Consider the following 12,929-nt stretch of genomic DNA (forward strand, 5'->3'; position numbering starts at 1 on the left):
CAGTCTAGACGGATAGCTGTAATGATAAAGAATGAATATGAAAAGAGTTTTCTCTTTTTGACTCACCTATAAAAATAGGGAATTCATTGCCACTTAGGCATGAAATTCCCTACTCTTCAAATCTAATAAGATTCTTCTACAAGCGAAATTGCAACAGGTTCTATGACATTAGTATAAGTGCCATCACCAAGCTGGGCTAACCCATTATACCCCCAGGTCAACAAGGTCCCCTCCTCACTAACCGCACCGCCGCTCATATAACCTGCACTAATAGCGACGATACGATTTCCAATGGTGAGCTTAGAAGCAAGGGAACGCTCCGATTCAGCGCTACCGCCGAGCTGGCTCTCATTGTTCGCTCCCCATATCCATACGTTTCCATCGCTTTTCAGAGCCATGCTATGCAAGGCACCAGCGGATACACTGATAACTGAACCAAGATCCAAGGCTTGAACGGGAGTATAATGATCTTCGGTTGTCCCATCCCCCAAGATTCCCTTAACGTTCGTTCCCCAGCTCCATACGGTTCCGTCTTTTTTCACTGCCATGCTGTGATAAAAGCCGGCAGATACAGAAGTAACGCTGTTTAACTCAGCAACCTGCACGGGAGTTGAGCGGTCGCTCTTTGTGTTATCACCGAGCTGACCGTAAGCATTGAATCCCCATGCATAAACCTGACCATCATGGCTAACCGCTAGATTATGAAAGGCTCCGGCTGAGATCGATGCGATTGAGTCCAAACCTGCAACCTGCACTGGTAATGCACTATCCTCGGTGGTTCCATCTCCAAGCTGACCATATGTGTTAAGTCCCCATGCCCACACCGTTCCATCGGACAATAACGCTAACGAATGCTGCTCACCTGCTTGAACAGCTATGACATTCACCAATCCAGGCACTTGCTGCGGCACAAGCTGGGGCTCCGACGTACCATTACCCAGCTGGCCCACGCTATTGCTTCCCCATGTCCAAACCGTTCCGTCCGTCGAGAGTGCGATGGAATGGTCTTGTCCAACGGATGTGGCGCTTATCTCCGGCAAGCCAACAATTCGCACAGGCTTATTACGAGCAATAGTTGTGCTATCACCGAGCTGCCCCTTCCTATTATTGCCCCAAGCCCATACGGTACCATCCGGCTGTACAGTCAATGTATGAAAGGAATTCCCGTTGCCCATGCTCATAATGGGACCAACATTACTTACAACATCAAGTGTACTAACCTTCAACTCGTTACTAATTGCTGATTTGTTCCCTGTTTCGTCTATAGCTTGTACTAAAAAGGTATACTCCTGTCCAGCCTTCAAGTCGACGGCCGTGTAGACCGTTGTGCTAACCGTTACTTCTGCCAACAGATCAGAGTCCTTATATAGAACATATTCCGCAACTCCGACATTATCCTCGGATGAACTCCATGCCAAGCTAATGCTATCTGATGTGCGACTGTAAAGAGTTAACTCGGGCGTACTCGGTGATTCTTGATCGGCTGGAGGGAGTTCCTCTTCCTTCGTTGTTGGTGGGTACGCTTCCGCTGGAAGCGTACTTGCGGTTAAAGGTTGACTTGTTTTTGACACGGGTCCGGATATGTTTACGGCTTGGACCGTGAATGTATAGCTCCGGTCGGAAACCAATCCCTTCACCGTATACTCCGTTAATTCGCCTGAATCGAAGGTATAGACCACATCGCTTACGCTACGATTGGTAGACTCCATTAGATTTACCTTATAACTCACATCCGTGTTAGAGGTTCCCCCTACGGCATCCCAGGTAAGGCGAATGCTTGAGGAGGTTGAATCGCTGACTGCCAGATTCGCTGGTGCAGCCAATAGCTTTACTTGTTCAAAAGAGCGTCCTTTTGCAGCTCCTACAGACGGGAATTGAATGACGGATGGAAATATAAGAACTAACACCAACATTAAACTCAATTTTTTTATCGGAAATAGCTTCCTTGCCATTTTTAATCACTTCCTATCAAATAAAATGGATGGTTCCTACCTTAAATCTTGAATTACTTAATCTCAATTCCGGCGCTCGCATAACCTGTTACAGTATTTATCAAGCTTAGACCGGAAGCCGTCGAAGAGAACACTAACATTAAGCGATCGCCAGCCTGAACAGCCGTATTTATGCCTTTGACTGATCCGTCACTAGTAGATCCAATAGAAATTATTCCTGTCAAACTAGGCGCCAAAGATACTGCTGAACCAATAACAGGTGTAAAACTGTTGCTATTACTATCCGCTTTATATATTTCTGCTTGAACGTTTACGGTCGTACCTATTAAAGAAAAAGCTAAAGTTGGGCTGAAAAAAGCATATATTGAAGTGATCGTACCATTACGTGGAACGATAAACGCTTGGTTGTATGGATCTTTTGTAGGATCAGAACCATTACTTTTGGTTAAATCTATTGTTCCACCTACTATACTAGCTCCTGAGTACGAACTGCCAAATCCAAGCATCGCAACTGTCCCTTTTAATCCCCCGGCGATTGTTGTTACAGTAATTGGTGATCCGGAAGAGAATGGAATTATAGTTGATGCGCCAGATGCCCCGGTAGCTCCGGTTATCCCTTGAATCCCTTGTACACCCGTAGCTCCGGTTGCGCCAGTTACTCCTTGAATTCCTATTGCCCCTATGGCTCCGGTTGCTCCAGTTACCCCAGTTACGCCTTGAACTCCTTGTGCGCCTGTATCCCCAGTTACGCCTTGAATTCCCTGAACTCCTTGGGCCCCGGTAGCTCCGGTAGCTCCGGTTTCACCTTTAGAGACGAGCAAGGTAAAGTCGTTATTTATATCAGAAGGTACTCCAGATGGGTTGTTTATAGTAACGATGTAGATACTTCCTAAATAAGTAACGACTTGTCCTGCATGATAGGAAATCGCTGAACTAAACGGAGTAATGCTATCAAGACCAATGCCAGTTGCACCAGTCGATCCGGTAGCACCGGTTATCCCTTGGATACCCTGTGCACCTGTTACGCCAGTTGACCCCATCGCTCCATTAGCGCCTGTTACACCGTTAGCACCCGTAGCACCGGTCGCCCCATTTGCTCCAGTAGCCCCGACAGCACCCGTAGCACCAGTTACGCCAGTCGCTCCGATTGCGCCAGTCGCTCCGATTGCGCCAGTCGCTCCGATTGCGCCAGTAGCCCCTTCAGCACCAGTTGCTCCGATTGCACCAGTAGCCCCGGTTACGCCAGTTGCACCGTTAGCACCAGTTGCTCCGATTGCACCGTTAGCCCCGGTTGCGCCAGTCGCTCCAACAGCCCCAGTCGCGCCCGTAGCGCCATTCGGCCCGACAGCGCCCGTAGCCCCGACAGCTCCGGTCGAACCAGTGGCGCCTTGCGGTCCACTTGAACCAGAAGCCCCGTTTTGACCTGCTACGCCGGTAGCACCCGTATCTCCTTTTTCCCCTTTCGGACTAGTCTGACCTACAGCCCCTAATCCCAACACTTCAACGAACGATGCCATTCCTCCATTATGAATGAGCGTCACCAAAGCCCCCGTAGGAAACACGCCCTTGCCATTGTCCCCGAACAGAACAGATTTGCTATTGATTTCGAACTTCTCCGTCTGACCGCTGCTGCTTAAGAGTTCGATCGAATTTTTGGACATCGAGACGACAGAGCCATGGATAATCCGATCGGATACCTTACTCGCAAATATTTCTGTCTTAGACAAGATAGCTGCAAACTCGGCGCGAGTAGCCGTCTGCTTAGGCTTGAAAGTATTATTAGGGAAGCCAGATATGACATTGCGGTTAACTGCGGCATTAATGTAGCCTGCTGCCCAGTCCGATGCATCTGATGCATCTAAGAAACCTATGTCGCTATCCTTAAACTCGATGGCCTCGGATTCTTTGCCTGCGGCACGAATAATTAGACGTGTTATCCACTCTCGACTTGCTTGCTCTTTTCCCCAGATGACGGTGTTGGGTCTCACTTCCTCGCTTGGAATCACGAGGCCGATGTCAATCGCTTGCTGAATCCAAACAGTAGCCCAAGAATCTACGGTGAAGGGCAGGCTGCCGCTAGTAGCCTTAGGCTGCTCATATCCCATGAACCTGAGTACCATAACAACCGCTTCCTGATTCGTGACTGGTCGGTTAGGGCTAAAGTATCCGGAACCGTCTCCTTCGATTACCCCAAGCGCGGAAGCTTTAGTGATATACTGATATGCCCATGAGGTAGAATCGACATCACTGTAAGCTGCTGCACTTGCCCGGGGTAGAATACTGCTATAAGCAGGGCTCAAGGGAGCAATCAACTGACTCATCAGAATAAATGCCATTGAGCTCTTGTAAGCTAACTGCTTGCCACTTTTCTTGCCACTTGCTTTCGTCCTCTTCAATCTTGCCATTACTAAATCCCCCTCAAATTTATAAAGTTATGTATTGCTTCAAATAATCGCGATTAGCCATGACGCTCGGATAATCTGGTACATAGCTACCAGCTATCTCGTTGTGACAGTGAGCTTGTTCGTATTGTCCTAAGCGATCGTAACAGACGCATAATTGCAAATGCGGCAGCCACGCCCATGCCGGAAAGTCTACTCTAGCGTTAGGCTCAGTCGGCTTTGGTACTTCCGTGGCTAGCTTGTACCAAAAAGCAGCATTCTCGAACCGTTGTTCGATTAGCTCGTAAGACCCTAATTGACAACAGGCTTCGGCTCGGGGAGGCGACAAGGTAAAAGCTTGAAGTACTTTAAGCTTGGCTTCTTGAAAGAGACCTAATTGTGACAACGCATCTCCGGCACGCCGACTCGCAAGTAGCTTGTCCTCCATCCAGCCATTCGGCATGGCAATGAAGGCATCGTATTGCTCTATCGATCGCTGCCATTGGCCGTGATCGTATAACTCGTTGGCATAATAAAATACATCCCGCGGAGTGAACCTCATTTGCGCTTCCAACATCCCCTCATAGATGAGAAGATTACGCGAGGACTGCGTATGCTTTCGATCATGTGTTATGCCTAACTCGGCATAGAACACATTGCCTGCGACCTCAAGGTACTCATGAACGACTCCAATCCAACGGAATTCACAACTTCGTCTTACCAGACGATTACGTCTCAAGCTCGAAGTTACACTTCCGTCTTTATCACGGTCGAGATAATAATGCATCGATACAGCATCGATATCCCATGGTAGTTCGGATACGATGGACTGGAGAGCCTCTGCATCCTCTGAATGCAGATAATCGTCCGCATCCAACCACAGCAGGTACTCTTGAGTAGCGAGACTGAAGGCATAATTTCTTGCCTTGGAGAAATCGTTCACCCATTCGAAATCATAAACCCGCGCTCCATAAGATGCCGCGAGCTCTTTGGTCCCATCACTCGAACCTGTATCCACAATAATGATCTCATCGACAAGCTCCCTCACGCTGGATAAACAACGCCCTAAGGTATGCTCTTCGTTTTTTACAATCATGCATAGGCTGACAGTGACTTTCCTTGTGCCGCTATACAAGGAAGAAGTTAAATCGAATCCCCACTTGCTTATGGCCATAGCACGATTCAAGATTAATCGGTTATTGTACCAATCAGGATCATTGGGATCTACTGAAGGAGGTTCCTTCCGGAAGACTACGCATCCTTCGGCTATGTAAATATCCAGGTTCATAGATAACGTGCGATAACACAGATCGTCATCCTCGTAAGATTCGACCTCAAATCGCTCATCAAAGTACCCAATCTGCTCAAAGTAGCGACGGGGTATCATCATTAGTAAACTGACAAGTCTAGGAACCCGGGTCCAAGACTTTGATTTTCCGTTGGCAAGCATCGATGACGACTGATAGAGTTGCTCCATGTTCTGATATACAATCGGAATCCGTTGAGCGCCGCTAACATCATTCATCCTCGGACCCACGATTGCAGCATTCGAATGATGGTCCAGACAGCCAGACAACTCTTCTAACCATCCCTCGTTTACCATAATCTGATCGCGGATGAATACAAGACGTTCTCCCGAAGATGACAACGCGCCCAGATTGAATGCTGCTGCAACCCCTTTGCTCCGGCTATGAATGACATGAACGCCGCATTCATACGCAAGGTAATTCGACACTTCGGCAGATTCGTTATCCGAGACGACAATCAGCTCATAGGACATAGGCGTATATTTCTTAATCCGATCCAGACATTGTACGGTCAGGTTAAAGTGCTGAGCCAACAATATAATGCTAATATTCAATCGTTTTTCCTCCTATATTCGACATTTTCCCTAAATCTACCATTCTATTAGCGTTGCATTCAAGACAACCAAAGTTGCTATTAGCCCGTTTCACAAATCATGATAAGCTCAAAAAGGCAGCCGGGAATCTAAGATTTTCCACCCATTTATTCTGACTTGCAACGTTTACCGTATTTGTTACGACTAGCTATGAAGGTATCGCTGTTTCCATATTCCAACAATATATATGTATAAAGAACATTTAAATAGTGTGGGTTGTCATCACTTTTGTCATATGACAATATGGTATTTAATGGTTTTTACATAAAAAAACTGCCTCTGAGGGCAGCTTTTTTTCTTAATATATCGTTTTTGCGAATGGAGCGAATGAACCTCTAAAGCGCTCTTGTATCGAAAATTTGCACAGTATTGGCTATATAACTCCAACACACCTGATAGTGATTGAAAGGGATAGAGATTTCATATTTCACAATCGGATTGTATTTTTTTTACAGGGAACTCTCATAAAAAAAGGATATCCCAAACTGGGACACCCTCGGATCAGCTTATCGCCTCACCCTTCGAGCAAAATCCACGAACTGGAATTTATCCAGCCGGTGTCTAGACTCGGTATATTGGTAAAGCACCGTGTTCTCCAAATACACATAGTTTCGTACTACTACAATATGCGTAAAATTCTTCAAATCGAGCAGTCTATGATCCTCCTCGGTAGAAGGCTCAACGGATATCAGCTTCTTCGCATAACTGATCTTAAGACCCAATTCCAGCTCCAGATATTCATAGATTGAGCCTTCCGCGATTTCCTCACTCAGAAAGGAAACAATATCCGCACGAAAATAATCCTTATCCAAAATGATCCGTTCACCTTCAATTTCCCTGGCGCGAACAACCTTCCAAATCAGAGTTTCAGGTGGAATCTGCAGATGTCTGGCGATTGCGGAGCCTGCCGGCTCTTGTATCGTCCGCTCTACCAGTGTCCGCGAGGCAGTACCCAGGGTATCGGCCATCTCTTTAAATGAAATCAAACCGGTAACAGGGAAATCCATTCGGGTCATGTCAAGCACAAAGGAGCCTCTGCCCTTAATTTTGTGAATATATCCTTCACGGAAAAGTAGATTCAGCGCTTTGCGCACGGTCTCTCGTGAAGTAGCGTAAGCTTCGGCGAGTTCACTTTCGGAAGGCAGCTTGGTTCCCGGCAGCAGTTGTCCAGAATGGATTTGGTTGCTGTATTCATTATAAATTTGCAAATATTTATTTTCTCTCAATTTTGATCACCGCCCTTTATTGTATCACGTCATGCCTTTGGAAGCATCGATTCAATTGGAGGGAAATTTATAGCGTTGAACATATAAATTCTTATATTTATAGAAAAACAGCCCCCAAGGGGCTGTCTTTCTAAAGTATAAAGTCTTTGCCAATATAGCCTTTATCAACCCTTGAGATGAATAGTCAAGATGCTTGTTTGTTTGGCCGTAGCTGGTCCGGTCTTCTCCTCGATCTTCTCGACCATCTCCTGACCTGCAGGAATGATGATTGGAGTAATCACCGGGTAACCTGCTGCGCGGATAGCTTCCATATCAAATTCTAGTAGAAGCTCTCCTGCTTGCACCTTATCACCAATATTCTTCAGGCTGGTAAAACCGCTACCTTTAAGCGCCACCGTGTTAATTCCAACGTGGATTAATACCTGAACACCGCTGGCATGCTCCAGTATAAGCGCATGTTTGCTCTTAATCACATGGACTACTGTAGCATCAAAGGGAGCATATACTTTCCCCTCAGAAGGTTCGATTGCAATTCCCTCACCCATTTGCTTTTCAGCAAAGGCAGGATCGGGCACCTGTTCCAGCGATACAGCAGTTCCACTAAGTGGTGAGACAAGCTCTAGAATATTAACTGATTCCTGTGACCCTTGAACTGAATGACGGCTGCTCAATTCCTCTGGTTCGCTCGTAGTACTAGAAGCCTCTGTAGCTGTGTTCTTTTCGGAACGACCCACTACAGAACGTCCGTACAATACTGTGGCGGCAAATGGCACAACGAGAACAATAACCATGCCAATAAAGAAAACGCCCCACTGATTCGGGAAAATCGAAAGGAAACCGGGAATTCCCCCTACGCCAATGGATGAAGCTCGAACCTGGTTAACGGTAAGGAGCATACCGGCAATTGCTGAGCCGATCATCCCGAAGATGAAAGGATAGCGATAGCGGATATTCACCCCAAAGATTGCCGGTTCAGTCACACCGAGGAACGCAGAGACGGAAGACGTAGCCGCCAAACCTTTTGCCTTTTGTTCTCTAACAACGAACATCATCGCCAGTGCCGCAGCGCCTTGCGCAATATTGGAGAGCGCCAGCATCGGCCAGAGGAAGGTGCCTCCCTCACTGCCGATGAGCTGAACATCGACTGCCAAGAAAGTATGATGCATCCCAGTGATGACCAGAAGTGCATAGAATCCACCATAGATCAAACCACCAAGGAGCGCAAAATGATCAAATACATAGATCAAACCCGAGGTGATAGCATTGGCAATGGCGAACGTAACGGGTCCGATAATGGTGAAGGCCAGAAAACCTGTAACCAGCAGGGTCACTGGAGCAACGACCAGTAGTTTAATGGAATCAAGCACCCGGCGGTTGAGGAACTTCTCCAGTCTAGCCAGAATATAGGCCGAAACCAGTACAGGCAATACTTGCCCCTGATAACCGATCTTCTCCAAATGCCAGCCGAACAAATTCCAGGTCGGAACGGTTCCCTCAGTTGAAGCACTTGCATAACTGTAGGCACTTAATAGATCCGGATGTACGAGAATGAGACCCAGCACGATTCCGAGCAGAGGACTGCCCCCGAAACGTGTAACAGCTGCCCAACCGATAAGGGCTGGTAAAAAGGTGAAGGCTGTGCTGGCAATCGTGTTAATAATCGCAGCAATGTCTTTCCATGCAGGATAGACATCTACCAATGACTTACTATCAAAAAAGATACCAGGTCCGGTCAAAATATTATTAATCCCAAGCAGCAAACCTGCGGTTACGATGGCCGGAAGAATCGGAATAAAAATATCAGCCAGTGTTTTGATCGCCCGCTGCAATGGATTCTGTTTCCGTGCTGCCGCTGATTTCACGTCATCCTTGGAAGAGCGGGCACCACCAGTGATTTGAATCATTTCATCGTATACTTTATCTACAGTTCCTGGTCCGATAACGATCTGGAACTGCCCTTGCGTAGAGAATTGTCCTTTTACGAGTTCGTTACGGTCCAGGGCTTCCGAATCCACCTTGCTCTCGTCATACAGCGAGAATCTCAGCCGGGTTACACAATGCGTCGCAACCTCAATATTCTCCTTGCCCCCAACCGCCCGTACAATATCTTCAACATTTTTGCGGTCTATAGCCATATCTTCACTCCTTACAAAATTGATGTGTGCTCCTTCTCAAGTACACCTCGTTAGCGGACTAACCACATGTAGGAAGCATAAGGACTAAGCTGAAGCTCTTGTGTTAATGATGGTGCATCTGCTGTATTCCCAATCAGAAGCTCGTCCTTACCACTTGGCGACAATTCAGTCCAGTGATTGTCTTTAAAGCGGAAAGAGATTTCTTTATTGCTGAAGTTCGAGACCACAACAAGTGTCTCTCCATCTCCTGTTCTGGCGTAAGCGAAGACTTCAGGATGACCTTCATCGAGTCTCTTGAAAATACCTTCTATGAATACTCCATACTCCTTGCGAAGTGCAATTAGTTTGCGGTAATGGTGGAAGATGGAATCAGGGTTTTCCAGTTCCTTCTGCACATTGATGTCTGGATACCGCTCATCTACCTTCAACCATGGAGTACCAGTGGTAAATCCGGCATTCCGGCTGTCATCCCACTGCATCGGCGTACGTGAATTGTCCCGCGAACGTTCTTGGAGAATGCTGAGAGCAACCTCCGGGCTTTTCCCCTGTTCACACAGAATGCGGTACATATTTAGTGACTCAATGTCGCGGAACTCATCGATGCTTTTCCATACCGGATTCGGCATACCGATTTCTTCCCCTTGATATACATAAGGTGTTCCCTGAAGGCCATGCAGAGTTGTCGCGAGCAGCTTGGCGCTTTCCACACGGTAGACCTTATCATCAGTGAATCTGGAAAGAGCACGCGGTTGATCATGATTGTTAAAAAATAGTGCGTTCCAGCCTCCGCCTTTCTGCATTCCGGTCTGCCACTGCGCGAACAACCGTTTCATTGCCTCGAAATCATAAGGCATCAGTTCCCACTTCTGTCCATTCGGATAGTCGACTTTTAAATGATGAAAATTGAAGGTCATGGAAAATTCCCGCTCTTCGGGACTTGAGTACCGGATACAATGCTCCAGTGTAGTTGAGGACATCTCTCCTACAGTCACCATCTCAAACGGACCAAACACCTCTTCATACATTGATTTGATGTATGCATGGACCTGTGGACCGTCAGTATAGAATTTACGTCCATCCCCCGGTGGAACACTCCCGTCATCGTTAGGGAAGCGCTGATCTTTGGAGATTAAATTAATTACATCCATGCGGAAGCCGTCGACACCCTTTTTAGCCCAGAATAACATCATATCATTCACTGCTCTACGTACCTTCTCATTCTCCCAGTTCAGATCCGCTTGGGTTTTATCGAAGAGAGTAAGATAATATTGTCCCGACGCTTCGTCGAACTGCCAGGCAGGCCCACCGAACTTCGACTGCCAGTTGTTGGGTAAGCCGCCGTCCGGAGCCGGGTCCTTCCAGATATAGTAATCACGGAAAGGATTGTTCCTGCTTGAAATGGACTGTTTGAACCACTCATGTTCAGTCGAGGTATGGTTAACCACGATATCAATCATTAGCTTCATTTCGCGTCTATGCAGTTCCTGTATTAGCTCGTCAAAATCCTCCATCGTACCGAAATCCGGGTTAATATTTTCATAATCTGCTACATCGTAACCGTTATCATGTTGCGGCGAAACATAAACCGGCTGTAACCAGACAATATCGATTCCAAGCTTCTGCAAATAATCTAATTTCTCAATAAGTCCTTTAATATCTCCTGTTCCGTTGCCTGTAGTGTCCTTAAAGCTCTTCGGGTACACCTGATACACCGTGGAGCGGCGCCACCATTCCGAATACTGGGACTGACTCAAGTTGAACACCTCCAAAAAGAATTCCTTTATTTCAACCATTAAACCTGTATATACAAGTTCAAACACTTCACACAGTTTAAACCTGTATATACAGGTTGTCAATACTATTACTATCGAAGGAGTGGCATGAGTAGAAACTAGATTATTTATAACGTTGTATTAGAATGCGATTCATCGAAAAAAGGGTTAACGACAGGTGGCTCTAAAATTAACCCCTTTAATAATTAATTATTACCCTAGTATTTGATCCGTAATAACAAAAAAAGCCGCTTTCTCGGCAGCTTTTTAGATACAAAGATATGTAGATAAAAAACAAACAGGATACCTTTTACTAATACAAGTTAGGTATCCTGTTTCTATTCAAAGTGTCTATTCAAATTATAGTTTATTTAAGCTCCTGTAGGAGGCTCTTACCAAATTGGGGCATGGTCACAACAAAGTTATCAGCAACTGTTGCTCCAATATCCGAAAAAGTCCTCGATATAGGCAGCTCCCCTTGTCGATTGAAACTCTTACTGTAGAGGAGTAAAGGAACATATTCACGGGTGTGATCCGTGCCCGCATGAATGGGATCATTCCCATGGTCTGCCGTAATTATAAAAAGATCATCTTCACATAGCTCCGCTAGAACTTCATGTAATCGATCATCAAATTCTTCTAGCGCTTTCCCATACCCGATCGGATCTCTACGATGGCCATAAAGTGCATCAAAATCGACAAGGTTCAAGAAACTAAGTCCTGTAAAATCAGTATGAAGGGTCTCCATGAGTTTATCCATGCCATCCATGTTAGACACTGTTCTGAAAGACTTGGTGACACCTTCCCCATCGTATATATCTGAGATCTTGCCAATCGCTAGTACATCGAACCCGGCATCCTTGAGCTCATTCATCACGGTTCTTCCATACGGCTTCAAGGCATAATCATGACGGTTCGATGTTCTTTTGAAATTTCCGGGCTGCCCGAGGAATGGTCTAGCAATCACTCTTCCTAGCATGTACTCCTCACGTAAAGTAATCTCTCTGGCAATCTCACAGATTTGATACAGTTCTTCCAAAGGAATAACCTCTTCATGAGCCGCAATCTGAATCACGGAATCTGCAGAAGTATAGACAATGAGTGCACCTGTGTTCATATGCTCTTGTCCAAGCTCATCGAGAATAGCTGTACCACTAGCGGGTTTATTCCCAATCACCTTTCGTCCTGTTCTTTCTTCTAATTCATTAATTAATTCATAAGGAAACCCTTCAGGAAACACTTTGAAAGGAACATCAATTCGTAGACCCATGATCTCCCAGTGACCTGTCATCGTATCCTTTCCATTAGAAGCTTCCTGCATTTTGGTCCAATAAGCTAAAGGGTGCTCTACGTTGGGAACTCCGGGTATTGGGTCAATATGACTTAACCCTAGCTTGGATAACGCAGGAACATGTAGCCCATTCATTTTTTCTGCAATATGCCGTAATGTATGTGATCCTGCATCCCCAAACTTGTCAGCATCTGGAGCTTCACCAATGCCTACAGAATCCATAACGATGACGAAAATCCGCTTAAACCGGGGTGTTTGTTTCATGTTAATAC

General features: G+C 46.2%; 7 protein-coding genes. All 7 read right to left on the minus strand.

Annotation, left to right across the window (positions count from 1 at the left end):
- Positions 1-122: 122 nt before the first annotated feature.
- On the minus strand, positions 123-1,913 hold the full coding sequence (locus MHH63_RS12470) for an RCC1 domain-containing protein (protein ID WP_341171603.1): 1,791 nt from the start codon (positions 1,911-1,913) through the stop codon (positions 123-125).
- A 92-nt stretch (positions 1,914-2,005) separates the two neighbouring features.
- Positions 2,006-4,357, minus strand: coding sequence for an exosporium glycoprotein BclB-related protein (locus MHH63_RS12475; RefSeq protein ID WP_341171604.1), 2,352 nt, complete (start codon positions 4,355-4,357; stop codon positions 2,006-2,008).
- A 19-nt stretch (positions 4,358-4,376) separates the two neighbouring features.
- A complete protein-coding gene (locus MHH63_RS12480) occupies positions 4,377-6,194 on the minus strand; it encodes a glycosyltransferase (RefSeq protein WP_081387762.1) in 1,818 nt (605 codons plus the stop codon).
- Between the two features lie 545 nt (positions 6,195-6,739).
- Positions 6,740-7,459, minus strand: a complete 720-nt coding sequence (gene treR, locus MHH63_RS12485; RefSeq protein ID WP_036677129.1) for a trehalose operon repressor — start codon at positions 7,457-7,459, stop codon at positions 6,740-6,742.
- Positions 7,460-7,623: 164 nt separating this feature from the next.
- Positions 7,624-9,594 (minus strand): PTS system trehalose-specific EIIBC component, encoded by a 1,971-nt coding sequence (gene treP / locus MHH63_RS12490; RefSeq protein ID WP_341171605.1) that lies wholly within the window; start codon positions 9,592-9,594, stop codon positions 7,624-7,626.
- Positions 9,595-9,644: 50 nt separating this feature from the next.
- A complete protein-coding gene (gene treC / locus MHH63_RS12495; RefSeq protein WP_341171606.1) occupies positions 9,645-11,348 on the minus strand; it encodes an alpha,alpha-phosphotrehalase in 1,704 nt (567 codons plus the stop codon).
- A gap of 385 nt (positions 11,349-11,733) precedes the next feature.
- A complete protein-coding gene (deoB, locus tag MHH63_RS12500; RefSeq protein ID WP_341171607.1) occupies positions 11,734-12,921 on the minus strand; it encodes a phosphopentomutase in 1,188 nt (395 codons plus the stop codon).
- Positions 12,922-12,929 lie beyond the last annotated feature (8 nt).

It is taken from the genome of Paenibacillus sp. FSL H3-0310 (assembly GCF_038002785.1).
GTDB classification, from domain to species: Bacteria; Bacillota; Bacilli; order Paenibacillales; family Paenibacillaceae; genus Paenibacillus_AQ; species Paenibacillus_AQ odorifer.